Below are 20705 nucleotides of genomic sequence, written 5' to 3'. Positions count from 1 at the left end.
CCTCCTATTTACCGATGCAGTTGTGCAGATAATACAAAGCTGCGTTCACTGCGTTTGTTGTTGCGCTTGAGGTAATGGTTGCGCCACTGATTGCGGCAATCTCGTTATCGCTTCCACTGCCTGACTTAGTGACACTCAAGGCTTCCGCCTTTTTTCCTGCAAACTGGCTCTTGAATTCGGGCTCCTTTGCCTTCAGTCCAAGGCCTGGCGTATCATTAATCTCCAAAAACTCAATCCCCGTGATGGTTCCGTCCTCCTTAAGACCCACAGACAGCTTAATGGCGCCGCCATAGCTGTCGTTAGACAGGGCCGTTATCACATAGCCCAGCTGGTTGCCTCCGGCATCCACTGCCTTCAGCACAGTTTCAACCGCTACGCTGCCGTAATTCATACCAGCCAGCTCTGTATTGCAGCCTTCGATGGCCTCCGTCAGAGCGTCGTCCAGTTCAAAGGACTCAGCTTCGTTAAACACCGCCTTATATGCCGTATAGTTTGCTGCCACAGCAGCCCGGCTGATAGGCTCCTTCGTCACCTGATATACGCCGCCCAAAGCCGCTCCCGCTACCAGCGTAATGGCGAACAGAACCGCTGCGTCTTTCATAAATCCTGCTTTGCTCATAAGGACCTGCCCTCCTTTCCAAATGCTCTGGGAAGGGTCGCTTTTTCAATCAGCGGAACCAGAATATTGCCAATGATAATTGCATAGGAAACTCCCTCCGCGGAACCTCCGAAGATACGGAACAGTCCTGTAAGAACCCCCAAAAGGATGCCGAATGCAATCTGTCCCTTGGGCGTAATAGGGCTGGTAACATAGTCTGTCGCCATGAAAAAAGCGCCAAATATAAGGCCGCCGCCGCAAAGGTGCGCCGCAATATAGCTGATATCAAATCCATGCCCTCCAAAAAGCGCGGCAAATACAGCGACAGTCAGAATGTAGGCCGCTGGAATACGGATGGAGATTACCCTTTTAATCAGGAGGTAAGCCGCTCCAACCAAAAGCGCAACCACAGATACCTCGCCAATGGTTCCGGGAATCGTCCCCACGAACATAGCGGGAAGATCCACAGAGGAGCCGCTCTTTAAGGCTGCCAAAGGCGTCGCGCCGGAGATTCCGTCAAAGCCGGCATAGCTAAAGTTTGTCATCTTTCCCGCAAAGGAAATCAGCAGAAAGCAGCGCGCTGCCAGCGCAGGGTTCATAAAATTCTGCCCAAGGCCGCCGTAAAGCTGCTTTACAACAATAATAGCGAAAACTCCGCCCAAGGCCGGAATCCAAAGGGGAATCTCCGGCGGCATATTCAATGCCAGAATCATACCTGTAACCAAGGCGCTGCAATCGCTAATGGTGTTGGGCTTATGCATCAGCTTTTCATATATGTACTCGCTGAGCATACAGACCGCAACTGTAACTAATAAAACCCCTAATGCATGAAGTCCAAAGTGATACACTCCAAAGGCAGATGCAGGCAGCATGGCAATAGCCACGTCCAGCATAATGCTGTGGGTGGTCTCACAGCTTCTTACATGGGGGGATGATGATACGTTTAACAATTTATCCATGACCGTTCTCCCCTCCTACCCTTTCTTTCTGCGGTTGGCCGCAACCGTCTTGCGCATTTCTCTGAAAGCCTGTGTAAGCGGGCGCTTTGCCGGACATACATAGGTGCAGCTTCCGCATTCCATACACTCCATACCGTTGAATCGCTCAAAAGCCTCGCAGTCATCATGAAGAGCTGCCTGCATCATCATAACGGGAATGATATGGCTGGGACATACGCTCACGCACTTGCCGCAGCGGATACATGGAGAAGGCTCCATCTCTGCTACCTGATCCTTTGTAAAGCAGGTCAGGGCGGATGAAGTCTTACTTACGGGGATATCCAGTCCGAAAAGGGCCTGTCCCATCATAGGGCCGCCGGAAATTATCTTCTCTGGCTCTGTTTTAAAGCCGCCGGCTGCCTCTAAAAGCTCCTGATAATTTGTCCCCAGCTTTACATTAAAATTACCTGGCTCCGCCACTGCGTCGCCTGTGACCGTAATAATTTTGCGCATCAGAGGCGTTTGCTTACAGACGGCCATGTATATGGAGATAACCGTATCAATATTATCTACAATGCAGCCTACGTCTTCCGGCAGCATAGAAGCATGCACCTTTTTGCCTGTAACTGCATAGATAAGAGAGCGCTCGCCGCCCTGTGGATACTTGGTCCTAAGAGGGCGCACAGTGATACGGGGTTCATTCTTTACCAGCCCGGTTAGCTTTGCTATGGCCTCAGGCTTATTATCCTCAATCCCGATCACACCCTTTGCATTGTCAAACAGCTGAAGAATCACCTTCAGACCGCCTACAATCTTTTCAGGCTCCTCCAGCATCATGCGGTAGTCGCTGGTCAAATATGGCTCGCACTCCGCTCCGTTAACCAGGATATACTGAATCCCATTTTCATCCTTCGGGGTCAGCTTAACATGAGTAGGAAAACCGGCGCCGCCTAATCCTACTATACCTGCTTCCTTTATGATTCTGCGGATTTCTTCCTTGGATAAAGAGGACGGGTCCCTGTCCTTTCCTATTCCCTCAACGGTTTTATACTCCCCATCATTCTCCACAACAACAGAGGATACTATCGTGCCGTTAGCCATACGCCTTGGTTCAATGGCCTTTACCTTACCTGACACAGAAGCAATGACATTGGCGGAAATAAAGCCTCCCGCTTCTCCAATCTTCTGGCCTGCCAGTACCTTATCGCCAACTGACACCAGCGGACGCGCCGGTGCGCCGATGTGCTGTGACATAGGATACACCAAATCACCCTTTGGCATCAGAATCTGCACCGGCTTGTTCTTTGACAGCTCCTTCCCCTCATAGGGGTGGATGCCGCCTTTAAAAGTCGCCAAACCCATGGACTCTCTCCCTCTTTCTTTCATAATATTACCTTTGTCCTCGTGTAAAGGCTGATATTTCAGAGAGGCTGCCTGGCCTTCTTCTGAATATACCATAATAGTATAGCATAAATGAACTTTGTATACAACATGGAATTCCATCCTTATAATTTAAATTCACCTGTTAATTTCACGGAAATTAGTCCAGATCTTTCCTTCCGGTATACAATTCGTAGTATCTTCCCTTTTGATCCAAAAGCTCCTGGTGGCTGCCCCGCTCAATGATTTCCCCTTGCTCCAGTACCATAATCGCATCTGCATTTCTCACAGTAGAAAGACGATGGGCGATAACAAAAGTAGTGCGGTCTGCCATCAAACGATCCATACCATGCTCAATATGCTTCTCAGTCCTGGTATCTACAGAGCTGGTAGCCTCATCCAAAATCAGCACCGGCGCTTTGGAAACAGCAGCCCTTGCTATGTTGAGAAGCTGCCTCTGCCCCTGACTTAAGTTAGTCCCATCCCCTTCAAGTATCGTGTCATACCCATGGGGAAGGCGCATGATAAACGAGTGGGCGGAAGCTGTCCTGGCTGCCTGAATCACCTCCTCATCCGTAGCGTCCAGCCTGCCATAGCGAATATTTTCCCTCACCGTTCCTGTAAATAAATGGGTATCCTGGAGAACCATGGCAATACTGCGCCGCAGCTCATCCCGCTTGATATGGCGGATATCCACTCCGTCAATGGTGATAGCCCCTGACTGTATATCATAGAATCGGTTCAAAAGATTGGTTATAGTGGTTTTCCCTGCGCCGGTAGAGCCTACAAAAGCTATCTTCTGACCCGGCTTTGCATAAAGGCTGATATCCTTTAAAATTACCTTATCCGGGTTATAGCCAAAGGTTACATGCTCCAGGGTCACATAACCCTTCATGGGATTTAGAACCACTGCGTCCTCATCGTTCGAAGCCTCCGGCTCCTCGTCCATCACCGCGAATACACGCTCCGCCCCGGCCAAAGCGGCAAACACATTGCTGACCTGCATGGAAATCTCGTTAATAGGCCTGCTGAACTGTCTGGAAAAGTTCAGGAACACGGTAAGGCCTCCCACATCAAAACCTCTCAGAACGCAAAGAAGGCCTCCGATACAAGCCGTCAGTCCATAGTTAATTTGGCTTAAATTCCCCATCACCGGCCCCATCATACCTCCGAAAAACTGAGCACGTATCATGTTTCCTCTCAGCTCCCGGTTCAAAAGCCGAAATTCCTCCTTAGCTGCTTCCTCATGGCAGAATACCTTCACTACCTTCTGTCCGGTAACCATTTCTTCTATATATCCATTTACCGCTCCCAACGATGCCTGCTGGGCAGTAAAATACTTCTGGCTTCTGGCTGCCACCGCACTTGCGGCCTTAGCCATCAAGGGAATCATAACCACCGTTACCACCGTCAGGGTGACATTGGTGTACAGCATCAGAACAAGAGTTCCCACAATGCTTAAGGACCCTGAAACCAGCTGCACCAGGGTACTGCTGAGCATCTGGCCTACCGTATCTACATCATTTGTAAAACGGCTCATGAGATCCCCACTCACATTTGTGTCATAAAAGTAGATCGGCAAAGCCTGCATTTTTTCAAAAAGCTCGTATCTGATTTTTTGAAGCGCGTTCTGGGCTACCGTAAGCATAACCTTGGCCTGGGCATACTGAGACAAGATGCCGGCTCCATACACCGCTCCCAAAATTACCAAGGAGCTTGCAAGACCTGCGGGATTGCCGGCGCTTCCATCTATGGGAGCGATAAAGAGGTTTATAATGGGACGCAGCATATATGATCCTGCCAACGTAGATATTGTGCTTATAATGACACAGGCAAATGCCAGCAGTACCTTTCCCCTGTCCTCCTTAAGATAGCCCATAAGCCGCTTTACCGTCTGGCGGCTGTTCTTTGGCTTCCCCCTTCCACTCTGGCCCATAGGATGTCTCGGCCCATGTCCCAGCTCTCTCCTTGGGGCCTTCACGGAAGGCGCTTCACAGTGGCCATAGCGCCGCTTCAGGCTGTCCATTCTCTGCTGCTCATTCATAAGGCAGTCCCCCTTTCCTCCCGTTCTCTCTGGGAATAGTAAATCTCCTGGTAGGCTTCGCAGTCTTTTATAAGCTCCTGGTGAGTTCCATGAGCTATGATTCGTCCGTCATCCATAACCAGAATCTTATCCGCCGTCTCCACAGAGCTGATTCTCTGGGCTATGATAATCTTGGTCGTATCCTTCAGATCTGTGGCAAAGCATTTTCTGATTTTTGCCTCCGTAGCTGTGTCCACAGCGCTGGTGCTGTCATCCAGAATCAGTATTTTCGGATGCTTTAAGAGGGCTCTGGCAATACAAAGCCTCTGCTTTTGGCCCCCAGATACATTGACGCCTCCCTGACCCATGTCCGTATCATAGCCTCCTGTAAAACCGGTAACAAAGCCGTCTGCCTGCGCATACCCTGCCGCCTCTCTTATTTCTTCCAAAGACGCGTCCTCCTGTCCCCACCGCAGATTCTCCTCAATGGTGCCTGAGAAAAGCACATTCTTTTGAAGAACCATGCCCACGCCTTCTCTTAAATTATGCAGGGAATACTCCTTTACATCCACGCCGTCCACCAGCACCTGACCTCCAGTCGCGTCGTAAAGTCTGGGGATCAGCTGAACCAGACTGGTCTTTCCGCTTCCTGTAGCTCCGATAATTCCAAGGGTCTGACCTGGTTCTGCTGTAAAGCTAATCTTTTCCAGAACCAGCTCCGCTTCATTATCCGTATAGCTGAAACTTACATCTCGAAACTCCACCCGTCCCTCTGTAACCAGAAGGCCCTTTCTGGAAGCCTCAGCATCAGTCAAATCAACCTCTGTATCCATAACTTCATTGACACGCTTTACAGAGGCCATAGCTCTGGAGCTCTGAAGAAATACCATGGACAGCATCATAAGGGACATAAGGATCTGTACAATATAGGTAGTAAAGGCAGTTAAATCTCCTACAGGCATATGTCCCGCGATGATCAGATTGCCTCCATACCAAACCACGGCCAGGGTGGTAATATTCATAGCCAGCATCATCACAGGCATAGTGGCAATGACGATTTTCAGAGCGTGCAGGCTGCTCTCCTTCAGCTCCTGATTCATGCCCTGAAATTTTTTCTTCTCAAAATCCTCCCGCACAAAGGACTTGATCACCCGTACATTTGTGAGGGTCTCCTGAATTCCAGAATTTAAAGCGTCCAGCTTCTTCTGCATCATTGTAAACCTTGGAAATGCCAGCTTTAAAATCACCGAAATCGTCAGGATCAGCAAAGGAATCACGACCAGAATCACGACTGCCAGCCTGGCATTCATGAGAAAAGCCATGATAATCGCTCCTATAAACATTCCCGGAGCTCTTAAGGCCAGCCTGAGAATCATCATCATTACAATCTGTATCTGCTGTATGTCATTAGTCAACCTTGTAACCAGGGAGCCAGTGCTGTAATCGTCTATATTTTTAAACGAAAACTCCTGAACCTTTGAAAACAAATCATCTCTCAAATCGCTTGTAAAGCAGATGGACGCCTTCGCCGCGTAATATGCTCCGCCAATTCCCCCTGCTGCCATTACTATGGCCGTCAGTATCATCACCCCACCCATAAAAATGATATAGCCTATATCCCGGTTTGCCACGCCATGATTTATAATCATAGACATAAATTTCGGCAGCAGAATTTCACCCAACACCTCGGTAATCATTAAAGCAGGCCCTATAATAAAGGCACTGAGGTAGGGGGTAATATATTTTTTATATCGTTTCACCTGGTTGTCCTCACTTTCCGTATCAGAGATCCTATTCCCTTTCGGATTCTCATAGAGCCGATTCGGAAATTCTCCTATCATATCCTGCTCAGTAAAGCTCTGGAGCATACAAAGCAGCCTTTTTTCCACCGCCCCGGTTATTCTCTCCCGGAGCGGTTCTGGTCTTTTTTATGTCTGCTTTTTTCCGTCTTATCTGATAAAGTTTGTTCTCTTTCTCTCCTCCTCTGCCGCAGGTTGGATTCCCGCAGCTCTTCCAGCTTCCATACATTTTAACAGCCAGGCCATATTTCGGCCTAATACGCGCATTACCTGCATGCCCTCCTCATCCTTCCTCACATCCTCAGGACATGACCCATGAACCATATTCCAATACTGAGAAGAAACCACCGGCATCTGAGAAATCATAAAGTACTTGTTCAACTGATCCAGAGTTGCCGTAGTTCCGGCCCTTCTGGCAGAGGCTACAGCCGCTCCCGGCTTATGGGAAGCATAGCGTCCTCCACAGTAGAAAAACCGGTCCAGAAAGGAGGTGATGGTTCCTCCGGCTGACGCATAATGAACCGGTGAGCCTACCACCAGTCCATCAGCCTCCTTCATCATCTCCACCGCGGCGTTCACCTTATCCTCGCCAAACACACACCGTCCAAGCTTGCCGCAGCCGCCGCAGCCCATGCAGCCAACCACGGCATCCCCTCCCACATGAAGAATTTCCGTTTCAATTCCCTCCTGCTTCAGAGTCCCGGCTACCTCTGTAAGAGCCGTATAGGTGCACCCTCTTTCATGGGGGCTTCCATTTAACATCAAAACTCTCATTCTTACTTACCTCCTTTAACATGATTCGCCTGAAATCATACTCAAAATATCCTCCTTTGTCAGGCTTACAAGGGAACGAGTTCCCTCTGTGACAATCTGCTCTGACAGACGCTGCTTCAAAGCCTGAAGCTTTAGAATATTCTCCTCTATCGTATTCCGGGCTATCAGCTTATATACCGTCACCTGCTTCTCCTGACCGATCCGGTGGCTTCTATCCGTAGCCTGATTCTCAGCTGCCACGTTCCACCAGGGATCATAATGAATCACAATATCCGCAGCCGTCAGATTAAGTCCTGTTCCTCCCGCCTTCAAGCTGATCAGAAACACTGGCACGCCGTCCCTCTGAAACTCATCCACCAGGCGGCTTCGCTCCTCCTTAGAGGTAGCACCGGTCAGCTTATAACAGGAAATCCCTTCCTCCTTAATCCGTTCCTCAATCAGCCCCAGCATGGAAGTAAACTGGGAAAACAAAAGTATTTTATGCTCTCCGGCCACAGCCTTGCGCACTAGAGCCATACAGGTCTCCAGCTTTCCTGAGCCTTTCTTATAATTCTCATAGCAAAGCCCCGGATGGCAGCAGATCTGCCGCAGGCGCATCAGATCTTTCAGTATTTGAAGTCTTTCCTTTCCGCTGTCTCCAAGGTCTCCTGCCTCCAGCTTTTTCTTAAGCTCCAGAACATTGGCGGCGTACAGCTTCTTCTGCTCTTCTCCGAAGGCAGAATACACCACTTGCTCCAGCTTTTCCGGCAGCTCCTTGAGCACATCCTTCTTAACACGCCGCAGCACAAAGGGACCTGTCAGCTTCTGGAGCCTCTTTAGGGCCTCTTCATCCCCATCCCTCACAATCGGCCCCTCATATTTCTTCTTAAAATGCTGGCTGCTGAACAAAAATCCCGGCATCAGATAATCAAAAATACTCCAAAGCTCACTTAACCGGTTCTCTACCGGAGTCCCGGTCAGCGCAAACCGTGTCCGTACGTCAATGGCCTTTACTGCCCTTGCGCTGAAGGTAGAAGCATTTTTAATATACTGGGCTTCGTCCGCTACCTGATACCGGAAGCATATATTTTTATAATGCTCCACATCCCGCTTAAGCAAATCATAGGAGGTAATCAGCACCTGGAAGCGCTCGGTTCCGTCCTTTAAGGCACGAAGTTTTTCCTCCCGCCTGCTGCTGCTTCCAACCAGCGAACAGACGCCAAGCATTGGAGCGAACCGTCCAATTTCATGCTCCCAATTATATACAAGAGAGGCAGGACACACAATCAAAGAGGGAGCTTTCTCTCCGTTTTCATAGGCATCCTCCAGCAATGCGATTACCTGGAGCGTCTTGCCAAGTCCCATATCATCGGCCAAAATCCCTCCAAAGCCATAGCTGTCCAATGTCTTCATCCAACGAAAGCCTGCCTTCTGGTACTCCCGAAGGACCGTCTGTAACGGCTCCGGCACCTGATATTCACTGTCCTCTACTGACTTTAATCCCCTGACCACCGCCTTAAACAGCTGATCCTGGTAATAGGATATCCCCGTCCCTTCTTTCAGCAAAGAATCAATGTACATAGCCCGATAAGCCGGAACCTTCATCCTGCCGCTCATAAGCTCCTTCCTGCTGATGCCAAGTTCTGAGGCCATACGGCTCACTGTATAAAGCCCACCCTCGCCTAACTGTAAAAATTGTCCGTTCTTTAGCCGATAGTATCTTAGCTTTTGGGTGTACGCTGTCAGGATTCTGATCAGCTCCTGGGGATCTATATTTCCCATATCTACCGACAGCTTGAGCCACCCGGAGGAAACATTCACGCCTACGCTGACCTTCGGAGGCGGCAGAATCTTCCACTGCTTCATCTTCTCAGAGACATACACATCTCCCAAAAGGCGGAATTCCTCCAGACCTGCATCCAGCAGCCGGTACAGGCTGTCCTCATCCTCCTTTATCACCAGATGAAGGCTTTTAGTATCCTTATATTTAAAATACTTTTGGATCAACTGGCTGATTCTGAACTCACCCGGCACATCTCTGCATATAGTTCTTGGCACATTTTCATCCTCCAAGGGATGAAAGGTATAGCTGCCATAGGAAAGCTGGGGCTCCATAAGCAGCTCACCCCTTTCATTTACATCGAACCTAAAGGACGCCTGCAAGGGCTCCGGCCTATAAGCATCTAAATCCACATCCTTCAGAACCATCCGGCTAAAGGGACGCAGATGCTTGAGCACCCGTTCATAAAAAAGAGGAATATCCTTCTGTCCAATCAGCAGGCTATCCTCCCGCTCCCGTACAATCTGCTTTAACAATGGGCCCAAACACTCGGAAGCCTCCCGCCCGCAGCGGTACAATACCTGGCCAGCTGCTACATAGAGATAGTCTTCTCCTTCAAAACAGCCATTCATTACACAGGGTTCTTCCCCTTCCCTCTTGGTCCGAAGTATGCCCTGAAACAAAACCCTGATCCCATCCCTGCCGTACCGCTCCACACAAAGAGCCACTGCCGGATCTCTTTCCTTTACAAGGAGCCTTGTGCGAATCCCGCCGGAATAAACTACCTCCAGCTCACGCTCCATCATAAGCTGGAAAAACCGATCCCGGTTCATAGGGCTTAAAACCAGGCTTCTTTCCGCCCCCTGATTTTCAGTAATAGCCATAAGAAAGGACAAAAGCTCCTGACTGTCCTTTGAAAAGGCACATTTCTGGTGATGAAAGGCCAGCTCCTTCCCATATTCCACGAAAGAACCTGCCTCTACTGCCTCCTTAAATCTACTTAAATCCCGAATCGCATAAAACCGTCCTTCCCCTGCCTTAAGCTCCAGGCTAAGCCTTTGCCCTTCTATGAACAGCACAGGCAGAAGGCTCACCTTCCCCATCCCATCCTCAGCCAGAATCTTCCCAACTTCCCTGTTGGTATATTCCCGTATCATGGAATGAACCAGGCCGGATGTATAAACGGTTGGTTTTTCACCTTCCTTCTGCCGCTCCTTATAATATGCAAAAAGGGCCTCCCCATGAGCGCACATGCCCTTATAAGAATTCCCCTTTGCGCAGGAACAGGAGTAGTCCCTCACTCGTCCTTTCCCCAGATACAAATTAACGTTAAACACTTCTCCCTGGTCTTCCACCAGGCCTCTCACACCAGCCTCTCCCTTCCAGAAGCTGCTGGCGCTCATCCTGATAATTTTCATTTACCTTACGCATCCTTTCAGCGCTTGCCCTGTTCCTCTTACATGCGCTCCGGCGCTTCCATCCCCAGCAAATCTATACAGATCTCCAGAACCCTCTTAGTAAGGCTGATTAAGCCGATATAGCTGTCCCTCCTGGCCTCGTCCTCCTCAGAGACAATCCTGGTATCGTGATAGAAGCTGTTGAAGCCGTTAGCCAGCTCATAGATATACTGGCAAATCTTATGGGGGGCCGCTTCCGCGAAGCTTCCCTCCAGTACCTCATGATACCTTGACAAAAGAAGCTCCAAATCCTTCTCAGAATTTCCCAGAGCCGGTAAAATTCTCTTCTCTGCCCCAGTCTCGCTTACTTTGCCGCCAGTCTCCTTATATTTATTCACAATGGACTTGATACGAACAATGGTGTACAGGATATACGGCCCTGTATTCCCCTCAAAAGAAATAAAGCGCTCCAGATCAAACACATAGTCCTTGGCCGCCTGGTTGGATAAATCACCATACTTGAGAGCAGCCAGCCCTACCAGCTCAGATGTCCTTCTGGCCTCCGCCTCAGACACGGTACGGTTCTCCATAATCCTCTGGTAAACCGATTCATTGATATCCCTTATCAGGGTTTCAAGACGCATCACACCGCCTTCCCGGGTTTTAAAGGGCTTTCCATCCTTACCGTTCATCGTGCCAAAGCCCAGAAATATCATGGGCGTATCCTGCTTTACAATCCCCGCCTTCTTCGCCACACGGAACACCTGCTCAAAATGCATCCCCTGACGCTTATCCACTACATAAATGTAACGGTTGGGGCAAAAATCCTGTTCACGCTCCACAATAGTGGCCAGATCCGAGGTAGCATAGAGGGAAGCTCCGTCTGATTTGCGGATCAGGCAGGGCGGCATCTCCTTTGTGTCACTTGCCTGTGCCACATCCACCACCAGAGCTCCCTGGCTCTCATAGGCCAGTCCCTTGTCTATCAGCATCTGAATCATATCCTGAATGTATGGCTCCGCATCGCTTTCGCCCTTCCAGAGATCGAACTCCACATTGAGATTGGAGTAATTTTTTTTAAGGTCAGTCACAGATACCGTCATAATATGCCGCCAGATAGCCCGAAAGGGAGGATACCCCTTCTGGAGCTTCAGCGTAGCCTGGTGGGCTCTCTCCCGAAAGGTCTCGTCCTCCTTGGACTTAGCGCTGGCCGCAGGATAGATTGCCTCCAATTCACTGATGGTAAAGGGAGCTTCAGCCGGAAATTCGCCAATATAGCTCTCGTCAAAATACACCAGCTCTGGCTTCCTGTCTCTTAGCTCCTCTATAATCAATCCCATCTGAAGGCCCCAGTCCCCCAGATGTACATCTCCAATCACGTGATGACCCAAAAACCGGCCCATCCGTTTGATGCTTTCGCCGATAATGGCAGACCGCAGATGCCCCACATGAAGGGGCTTTGCCACATTCGCTCCGCCGTAATCCACTATAATTGTCTCCGGCTCCTTAGCGTTCTCCAGACCCAGCTTTTCTTCCACCGCCATCTGTCCCACATAGTCAGCCAGAAAGGATTCCGACAGCTTCAGATTAATAAAACCAGGCATCACAGCCACTGCTTCCCTGAATACAGGATGACTTCCCCCTTCCGTCAGCCTTTCGATTGCCTCGTTTGCAATGTCAATCGGCTTCTTTTTATAAGCCTTGGCCGCAGCCATGGCTCCATTGCACTGATATTCACACAGATCCGGACGGTTAGACAACGCCACCTTAGCAAACTTCTCATCATAGCCGCAGGCCGCAAATGCCCTCCGTAGTTCCTGCTCCATTATATCCAGAATTTTCTTCACAATTCAAACTCTCCTTTGCGAAAGCTAAAACTGCCCCGGCGCCAGCCGGAGCAATCATTCATCTTTTAAGCCTGACAGTAACCGATGACAGCCACTAAACACGTGACAGATACTCACCGGTTCTGGTATCAATCTTGATCTTGTCGCCCATGTCCACAAACAGAGGAACATATACCACTGCTCCCGTCTCAACAGTAGCAGGCTTTGTCGCACCCTGAGCGGTATCTCCCTTAAATCCCGGTTCTGTATCAGTTATCTCTAGCTCCACAAACAGAGGAGGTTCTACGGAAAATACGCTGCCGTTATAGGAACAAACCTTACATACTTCGTTCTCCTTTACGAACTTTAAGGCGTCCCCAATAATATCCTTATTCAAAGCTACCTGATCATAGGTCTCCTGATTCATAAAATTGTAAAGGTCGCCATCTGAATACAGATACTGCATATCCACACGCTCAATTCTTGCCTGAGGGAATTTCTCAGTTGGACGGAAGGTACGCTCCACCACGCCGCCGTTGATTACATTTTTCAGCTTGGTACGTACGAAAGCAGCGCCCTTGCCAGGTTTTACATGCTGGAACTCCATAATCTGAACAACCTGTCCGTCAATTTCCAGTGTAATGCCGTTTTTAAAATCTCCTGCTGATATCATAAAGATATTCCTCCTCGAATTCGTTCACGGCGCCCCTTAAAGCGATCCACAACCGCTTTCAGCGCCCGGTAAGTCTCTAATCTTTTATATTCTATACTATGTAAGCTCTATTTTCAAGTTTTTTTTTGACATGAAAAGGAAATTCCCGCATTTCCCGCAGCGTATGCCAAAAAGCCACAACCTCTGTCTTTAATTCTTTACCCTGCTGTAAATCTCCTTTACAAGCTCCTCTACACTGCGGCCGTTCACATCCAAAATCACATGGGATGCCTCCAGATAGACCGGCCTTCTGCAAGCCAAAAGGCCGGTAATCCGCTCCATTACATCCTCTCCCTGAAGCATGGGCCTGTCCGATACATCCCTTCCAATCCGTTCCAGCACAGTGGCAGGAGACGCATCCAGATATACCACTGTTCCCAGCTTCTTTAAAAGCGTGCGGTTCTCCGCCCGCAAAGGCAGCCCTCCCCCTACGGAAATCACAGATCCATCCGTACTGGCTAACAGCTCCTCCAGAACGCTGGTTTCCAGCCTTCGAAAGGCTTCCTCTCCTTGGGCGGCAAATATCTGTGAAACTGCCATACCTGCCGCGGCTTCTATGCGTTGATCCGTATCAATCCAGGGCATATGAAAGGCTTTGGCGTAGGCCTTTCCCACACTTGTTTTTCCAGCCCCCATAAAGCCTATGAAAATCAGGTTCCTTTTCCGGCCTTCTGATTCCTCCACAGCTGCCTTGTATAGAGCGGTATTTCCTGAAAGCCGCTCCTGAAGCAACGCTCTGGCAGCCTCTATGGTTTCCTTATCCACGTTTATCTGGGGATTCCACAGCTCATAGGCAATGATTCCCTGGTACAAAAGCATATCCAGACCATTGACAGCCCTTCCTCCGGCAGACTCCACCAGCTTCATAAACCGGGTTTTGGCAGGCGTGTATACAATATCCACCCCTGTATGAAGCATTTCATAAAAATGCTTATCCTCAATAATCACATCCTCCTCCTTGGGAGCCATCCCTACGCTGGTAGACTGAATCGCAAGATATCCCCCCTTCCTGTAAGGAATAGAGGGGTAGGCGTCAAGAGACAAGGGATACATCACTCTGCGGCCAAACATTTCGTTTATATACTCAGCCAGCTCCCTGGCCCGCTCCACCTTCCGGTTGAGAATGTAGATAAGCTTTGCGCCTTCCCTGGCAAGTACATAGGCCACCGCCTTAGCTGCCCCTCCTGCTCCTAAGAGAATACAGGCTTCGCCGGCAGCTTTTATGCCAGCTTCCCTGAGGGCCCTCTCAAACCCGGCTCCATCCGTATTATACCCCTTAAAGCCATGCTCCGTTCTGACCAGGGTGTTCACTGCGCCGATGGCGTAGGCAGCGTCATCCAACTCATCCAGATATTCCATCACCTGCTGCTTGTAGGGCACTGTCACATTCATTCCCAGAATATTTAGGGCAAAGGCTCCCTTTACTGCCGCCTCCACCTGATCCTTTTCCACCTTAAAAGGAACGTAGGCCAGATTTATCCCGGTTCTCCGAGCATAAAAATTGTGCATCAGCGGCGACATGGAATGCTCCACCGGATTGGCTATCAGTCCGCATACTTTTGTTTTTCCGTCCATTTCTAACTCCTGACTCTTTTAAATATTTATTTGCCGGTTAAAAATACGCCTCTTCCCCGCCAGCAGGGCCCTCACGCCTTCCTTAGGTGCTTTTTTTTGTAAAAATACAGCACAGGCTTTTCCAGATACCGTTTCAGCATGATCTGGATCTCCTCTTTGGGATTCATAGGCTTTACCAGAATGCTGTACAGCCCCGCCCGGTTGGCGCCATACACGTCTGTAAACAGCTGATCTCCTACAAACAGGGTGTTCCCCCTGTTCGTATCCATCAGCTCCATGGCCCGCTCATACCCCCTTACTCCCGGCTTTCCCGCCTTGTATATGTAGGGGGAATCCATCTTCTCGGCAAAGGCCTTGACTCTTGGCTCCTTATTGTTTGATAAAAGGCAGGTTTTCATCCCTATCTCCTTTAATCGTTTAAAAAGCTCCAGGGCCTGCTTATCGGCAGGCGCATCATGGAATACCAATGTATTGTCAATATCAAAGATGATCCCCTTATATCCCCTGGCCTGATAATGCTCATAAGGGATTACATAGGCAGAAACCTCATATCGTTTGGGATAAAATTGTTCCAGCATAAATAAAAGCAGTCCTTTCTTGTTCCTGTCTTTTCCCTGGCCTCCAGCAGAGCCAAACACCGCAGCACATTTATTTTTTCAGCAGCTTACCGATCTCATCAATAAAGGTGTTCACATCCTTAAACTCTCTGTAAACTGAGGCAAAGCGGACATAGGCAACCTCATCCAGCACCTTCAGTTTGGACATAACCAGCTCTCCTATCACAGAGGTCATAACCTCCTTCTCCTCCATATTAAATATCTGGTTCTCAATCTCATCAATCATCGTATTGATCTGCTGGGTGGATACGGGCCTTTTATGACAAGAATGAATAATTCCAGCCTCTATCTTGGACCGGTCATAGGTTTCCCTGGAATCATCCTTCTTAATAACCATAAGGGGCATCGTCTCCAGCTTCTCGTAGGTTGTAAAGCGTTTGCCGCAGCCCTCGCACTGACGGCGTCTGCGAATAGAGCTGTTGTCATCTGCGGGGCGGGAGTCGATTACCTTCGTGTCTGACTCATTGCAATAGGGGCATTTCATATCCTGTTTCCTTTCTTATGTAACTTTTTATATGCATCTTGTGCCCGTGGTTCTGTGCTGCATATATTTTAACCGAATCAAGTATGAATCGCAAGGACTTTGTATTTATTTTTCCCAGATGCTGGACGAATCCTCCCTGCTGTTTTATAATAAAAGCCACCACAAAATTTGCAAAGAAAGGTATATGCCCATATGACAAGTGTTACTATAAGAAATATAACGTTGGGAGAAGGCGTCCCTAAAATTTGCGTCCCCCTGTCGGAAACTGACTGCGGAAATTTACTGCGTGAAGCCTCCTCTCTTGACAGCCAGCCTGTAGATATGGTTGAATGGCGGGCTGACTGGTACGGTGACATTCAAAAGCCAGGCTGTCTAAAAACCGTGCTCCCCCGTTTGCGTAAGGCCATTGGAGAAATACCTCTTCTCTTCACCTTCCGCACTCTGAAGGAGGGCGGAAATTTAAACGTTTCCACGTCCTTCTATGTCTCTCTTTTGGAAGAGGCCATTTGCTCCGGATGGATTGACGCCGTGGACATAGAACTTTTTTCTGATGCAGGTGTGGCAAAAAGACTGACCGATCTCTCCCATAAGCGCCAGGTTAAGGTGATCCTTTCCAATCACGATTTTATCTCTACTCCCTGCCAGGAGGAATTAATCAAGCGGCTCCACTCTATGGAGGCGCTGGGAGCTGATATTGCCAAGCTCGCGGTAATGCCTGAGAAAGCGGAGGATGTTCTGACCCTTCTTTCTGCTACCCTACAAGCCGGCAAGTCCCTCTCCTGCCCTGTTGTCACTATGTCAATGAAAGGAACCGGACTTATAAGCCGCCTTTCAGGCGAGATATTCGGTTCCTGCCTGACCTTTGGCTCTACAGGGAAAGCCTCTGCTCCCGGACAGATTTACGTAGGTGAGCTTAAGGAGATTCTGGACATTATTCATAAGAATCAGCTGCCTTCATAATTCTCTCCCCGCCAGCTAGCACGCAAAAAAACCATACCCAATTCCCATAGTATCCTGCTTTCACAAAAACTTCACAATCAGCACATAAAATTATCACATTTAAGACGTATAGTCATCCATGTACAAAAGCAAATGCTTTTCATACAACTTTTTCTCACAAACTGGCCGGCAAGGGAAACCCTGCCGGCCACTCCTCAGTTATCATATAAGCAAAGCACGCCATTGACAATTCTCATCTCATTTTTTATCCTTTTATTTTTTCTCCTCTTTGTTTTTTAGCTCCACCAAAATCACGTCGTTTCCTACCTGACAGATATCACAAAAGGGAATGATGTATTCCTTTTCCCTCCCCAGAAATCCGCAGATACAGCCCGGACCTGGTACAATAAGGGCCAGCACACAGCCCTTCTCCATATCAAAATCCACATCCCCCACATATCCCAGACGTTTACAGTCCTTTACATTAATTACTTCCTTTTGTTTCAAATCATAAATTCTCACTCGCCGCAGCCTCCCGGCTTTTTCTTACTTACCTAAATATATGCCGTTGTCAAAGTAGCTAACACGGAAAATCCTAGAGGTTTACATAGCAGAAAAGTAATGATATTCTTCATCTTGTATTGAATGTTCCATGAATTTCAGCCTCTTGTGTCAAGCATAAGATGGAGAACCCCTTATTTACTTATCTCTGCTTTTGTGCTATTCTTTTCATATACAGAGCTAATAATATTGGGGGTTACTGTAGTGATTAAGTTCCTAACATCAGACAAACATTTTTGTTCACTTTATGAGTGTGAAATTAAAACAGAGACACTGCTCCTGCAAAAAAACTTTTTGATTTTCATTATTGTCGTATATGGAAGCTTTATTGCTCTGGACGCACTGGTTGACTGGATTTTTCATAAAACCGTCAATGCCAGCAGCATAGCAGGATGCATCGAAGTTCTCATAGCCGTATTACTGCTCTTCATCTTCAGATTTTATATAGAGCGAAAGCAAACAGGAGTGACTGTTTTTTTCTTTATCTCTATCTTCCAGTTTCTTCTGGCCACCTACATTCAGTATACCTTCATGCCGACACGTTCGGGGTTTTACTTGCTTATACTGGCATTTGTCTCCACCTCGGTATCGGTGATTTACCACAATGGGCTTTACTTCACAGGTCTGGCCGTTCTTATGCTGCACGACGTATTTTACACCTATCAGGCTCTCAGTTCCTGTCTGAGCGAGGTCTTTCATCAGGCTGTGGAAAATCTGATCTTTTTATTTTGCGCTGTCTTTATCAACATTTGCCTGACTATGGCAAAACGCAAAGAAATCATGAGCAGAGTCAGGCTGATTGAAGAGAGAGATACCGATAGCCTGACAGGTCTGCTTAACCGTAATGCCGCACAGCGCTCCATTGTTCAGTATCTGGGGAAAAATTCCCTTCAGGCCCTTCTTTTGCTGGATTTAGACGGCTTTAAGCAGATCAACGATACGCTGGGGCACCAGATGGGCGATATATTGCTGCAGGAAGTGGCGAAGGTCATCGGCACAATCTTTCGCTCATCCGATATTACGGCACGTCTTGGAGGCGATGAATTTCTGGTATTTATGGATAATCTTTCCTCTGAGACAATTCCCCAGCATAAGGCAAAGCTTTTAATTGATCGGGTTTCGGCCATAGCAGTGGGCCATAAAAAAAAGACAAGCGTCTCATGCAGTGTTGGCATTGCCTTTACCAGCAAGCATGAAAACGGCTCCTTTGAAGAGTTATATAAGAAAGCGGACAGAGCTTTATATCAGTCCAAATGGAACGGAAAAGCCTGCTACACTGTATGGAAGCCAGCCAGACCATAATAAGCCGCAGAACTTCCTGTTAGAGCAGCTCCATCCGGCGGCCTGTCCTTTTTACTAAGCTCAATCTGTTAGTTAAAATAAAGGTGAGAGACGAACCGCCGGCAGAAGCACATCAATAATATGTTATCCTAGGAAAAAATGAGAACAATAATATGAATATAACGGAAATGATATAAAGCCCAATACTCACACAGGACATAATAAGACCTGCTGTCGCCTGACTATCCATAGATTGCTTCCCATTTCTGGAAATAAGGGCAAAAATGATTCCCAATATTCCAAGTGGAAGGTTAATCCATCCGCAGCAGCAGGTAACCAAAGAAAGAATCCCCATAACCAGAGAAATAACCGCCATACCATTCTGCTGCTCTCCATGACTCTGATATTGGGTATGGTACTGCGTCTGATTTTGGTAATTGCAGCCCTGCTGGTTATTGGCATAGCCCCCTGGCTGGCTGTTGGCATAGCCTCCTGACTGGCTGTTAGCATAGCCTCCTGGCTGGCTGTTGGCATAGCCTCCTGGCTGGTTGTTCTGATTGCAGCCCCTCTGTCCTCCCAGCTGCTGGCTGCTTCCGCTGTTCCACGCGGGTTCTGCATTTTGTATATCGGATGGAGCCGGGGCAAGCGTTATATCTCCCGGTTGAATCCATCCATCCGTATTCGTCCCGGGTTCTGCCGGAGTAGCAATCTGCTCCGAAACTACCTCCGGTTCTTCCTTGGAGCGGTTGGCATCCGGATTCATTCCTTCTCTGGTTTCTGTCCCAGACTGGTTTTCATTACTGTAATCCATCTTTGTTCTCCTTTCAGTTGGTATAGAGCCCTTATACCTGTGCTCTGTTCCCTTAATGGATCTCATTCCTCCCTCTTCCGGCTCACACATGGTTCTCTATTATGGTTTAACCTGGTTCGGCACGGTGTTTTGTCACGCTTTCGCGTGTCACCGAACCAGCGCAGTATCATATCTGGCGATATTATACCATAACCCACCCAAATATACAATCCGCCAGGGAACTTCCTAGGCGGATTGCAGATTACAAAACCGTTTTTTTCTTCTTAGAATAAAGGCACTACAGCTCCTTCGTATGTATCCTCCATGAACTGCTTAACCTCCTGGCTGGTAAGAGCTTCTATCAGCGCCTTAATCCCTTCGTCATTTTCTTTACCCTCCTTTACTGCAACTATATTTCCATAGGTTGTAGCTGCAAGGGACTGGGAATCCTCCGTAGCCAAGGCTTGGCTTACCTTCAGACCTGCCTCAATCGCATAGTTACCGTTGATAACCGCGATATCGCTGTCCTGAAGGGAACGGGGAAGCTGAGCTGCTTCCAGCTCTACAATGTCCAGGTTCTTAGTGTTCTCTACGATGTCATTCTTAGTTGCCTCCAGGCCAACGCCTTCCTTTAACTTAATTAAGCCCTGAGCCTCCAGTAAGAGAAGAGCTCTCGCCTCGTTGCTTACATCGTTGGGTACCAGAACCGTTGCCTTATCTGGCAGCTCCTCTAAAGAAGCTGTCTTTCCCGCATAGATGCCGAATGGCTCGTAATGAATGGCGCCCGCGCTTACCAGCTTGGTTCCATTTTGCTCATTAAAGGAATCCAGATATGGTTTATGCTGGAAATAATTCGCATCCAGATCGCCGGAATCCAACGCATTGTTGGGCAAAACATAATCTGTATACTCTACAATTTTCAATGTATAGCCTTTCGTCTGCAATACCTGATTGGCAGCTTCCAGAATCTCCGCATGGGGAGCCGGACTTGCTCCAACTACAATTTCCTTCAGTCCCTCTGCAGGCTTTTTTTCCGCCTGGGAAGCCTGATCCTTTGCCTCTGCGGATGACTCCTGTGACGCTCCAGCTGCCGCCTCTGTTGACGCGGTGGTTTCTGCTGTGGAAGCGGCCTCCTTGTTGCCTCCTCCTGCGCATGCTGTCAATGAACCAGCTGCCAGCGCTGCTGCCAGAACAGCAACTCCTAATACATGTTTCTTCATAATTGCTTCCTCCTCTTTCCGGGCAGACTGCC

At 48.5% G+C, this 20705-nt stretch carries 17 protein-coding genes; 2 read left to right on the top strand and 15 right to left on the bottom strand.

From position 1 onward, the window contains the following. Positions 1–4: 4 nt before the first annotated feature. From FYJ39_RS00760 to nrdR, 12 genes are all read right to left on the bottom strand, one after another. Positions 5–619 carry an RnfABCDGE type electron transport complex subunit G gene (locus FYJ39_RS00760; protein ID WP_154470561.1) on the bottom strand — a complete coding sequence of 205 codons (615 nt, stop codon included), beginning with the start codon at positions 617–619 and terminating at the stop codon, positions 5–7. Beyond that, the gene (locus FYJ39_RS00755) at positions 616–1557 is read right to left on the bottom strand and encodes an RnfABCDGE type electron transport complex subunit D (RefSeq protein ID WP_154470560.1); all 942 of its coding nucleotides are present in this window, start codon (positions 1555–1557) and stop codon (positions 616–618) included. Before FYJ39_RS00755 ends, FYJ39_RS00760 begins: the two co-directional genes overlap by 4 nt. Positions 1558–1572: 15 nt before the next feature. Further along, a complete protein-coding gene (rsxC, locus tag FYJ39_RS00750) occupies positions 1573–2898 on the bottom strand; it encodes an electron transport complex subunit RsxC (protein WP_154470559.1) in 1326 nt (441 codons plus the stop codon). Between the two features lie 178 nt (positions 2899–3076). After that, positions 3077–4960, bottom strand: coding sequence for an ABC transporter ATP-binding protein (locus tag FYJ39_RS00745; protein WP_154470558.1), 1884 nt, complete (start codon positions 4958–4960; stop codon positions 3077–3079). Beyond that, a complete protein-coding gene (locus tag FYJ39_RS00740; protein ID WP_178258624.1) occupies positions 4957–6699 on the bottom strand; it encodes an ABC transporter ATP-binding protein in 1743 nt (580 codons plus the stop codon). Before FYJ39_RS00740 ends, FYJ39_RS00745 begins: the two co-directional genes overlap by 4 nt. A gap of 189 nt (positions 6700–6888) precedes the next feature. Continuing rightward, positions 6889–7512, bottom strand: coding sequence for a flavodoxin family protein (locus tag FYJ39_RS00735; protein ID WP_154470557.1), 624 nt, complete (start codon positions 7510–7512; stop codon positions 6889–6891). A gap of 15 nt (positions 7513–7527) precedes the next feature. After that, on the bottom strand, positions 7528–10689 hold the full coding sequence (locus FYJ39_RS00730; RefSeq protein WP_154470556.1) for a DEAD/DEAH box helicase: 3162 nt from the start codon (positions 10687–10689) through the stop codon (positions 7528–7530). A 38-nt stretch (positions 10690–10727) separates the two neighbouring features. After that, positions 10728–12515: an arginine--tRNA ligase gene (argS, locus tag FYJ39_RS00725; RefSeq protein WP_178258618.1), complete on the bottom strand. Its 1788-nt coding sequence runs from the start codon at positions 12513–12515 to the stop codon at positions 10728–10730. A gap of 94 nt (positions 12516–12609) precedes the next feature. After that, positions 12610–13167 carry an elongation factor P gene (efp, locus tag FYJ39_RS00720; protein WP_154470555.1) on the bottom strand — a complete coding sequence of 186 codons (558 nt, stop codon included), beginning with the start codon at positions 13165–13167 and terminating at the stop codon, positions 12610–12612. Between the two features lie 189 nt (positions 13168–13356). After that, positions 13357–14781, bottom strand: a complete 1425-nt coding sequence (gene aroE / locus FYJ39_RS00715) for a shikimate dehydrogenase (RefSeq protein WP_154470554.1) — start codon at positions 14779–14781, stop codon at positions 13357–13359. 71 nt (positions 14782–14852) lie between these two features. Beyond that, a complete protein-coding gene (locus FYJ39_RS00710) occupies positions 14853–15359 on the bottom strand; it encodes a YqeG family HAD IIIA-type phosphatase (protein ID WP_154470553.1) in 507 nt (168 codons plus the stop codon). Between the two features lie 70 nt (positions 15360–15429). Further along, positions 15430–15882: a transcriptional regulator NrdR gene (gene nrdR, locus FYJ39_RS00705; protein ID WP_154470552.1), complete on the bottom strand. Its 453-nt coding sequence runs from the start codon at positions 15880–15882 to the stop codon at positions 15430–15432. A 192-nt stretch (positions 15883–16074) separates the two neighbouring features. Between nrdR and aroD the strand changes: the two genes are divergently transcribed. Beyond that, entirely contained in the window at positions 16075–16842 is a 768-nt protein-coding gene (gene aroD / locus FYJ39_RS00700; protein ID WP_154470551.1) for a type I 3-dehydroquinate dehydratase, read from the top strand. Between the two features lie 252 nt (positions 16843–17094). Here the strand turns inward: aroD and FYJ39_RS00695 are convergent, their stop codons facing one another. Next, entirely contained in the window at positions 17095–17343 is a 249-nt protein-coding gene (locus FYJ39_RS00695; RefSeq protein WP_178258616.1) for a PRC-barrel domain-containing protein, read from the bottom strand. A 243-nt stretch (positions 17344–17586) separates the two neighbouring features. On the opposite strand from FYJ39_RS00695, the gene FYJ39_RS21290 reads away from it, so the two are divergent. Beyond that, positions 17587–18684: a GGDEF domain-containing protein gene (locus FYJ39_RS21290; RefSeq protein WP_195840348.1), complete on the top strand. Its 1098-nt coding sequence runs from the start codon at positions 17587–17589 to the stop codon at positions 18682–18684. A gap of 112 nt (positions 18685–18796) precedes the next feature. On the opposite strand, the gene FYJ39_RS00685 is transcribed toward FYJ39_RS21290, so the two are convergent. Both FYJ39_RS00685 and FYJ39_RS00680 read right to left on the bottom strand, forming a co-directional pair. Continuing rightward, a complete protein-coding gene (locus FYJ39_RS00685; protein ID WP_154470548.1) occupies positions 18797–19474 on the bottom strand; it encodes a DUF4190 domain-containing protein in 678 nt (225 codons plus the stop codon). 263 nt (positions 19475–19737) lie between these two features. Then, positions 19738–20673, bottom strand: coding sequence for a MetQ/NlpA family ABC transporter substrate-binding protein (locus tag FYJ39_RS00680; protein WP_154470547.1), 936 nt, complete (start codon positions 20671–20673; stop codon positions 19738–19740). Positions 20674–20705 lie beyond the last annotated feature (32 nt).

This window comes from Clostridium porci, assembly GCF_009696375.1.
Classification (GTDB): Bacteria; Bacillota; Clostridia; order Lachnospirales; family Lachnospiraceae; genus Enterocloster; species Enterocloster porci.
The sequence above is the reverse complement of the archived record's forward strand: the minus strand, read 5'-3'. Positions and strand labels throughout refer to the sequence as shown.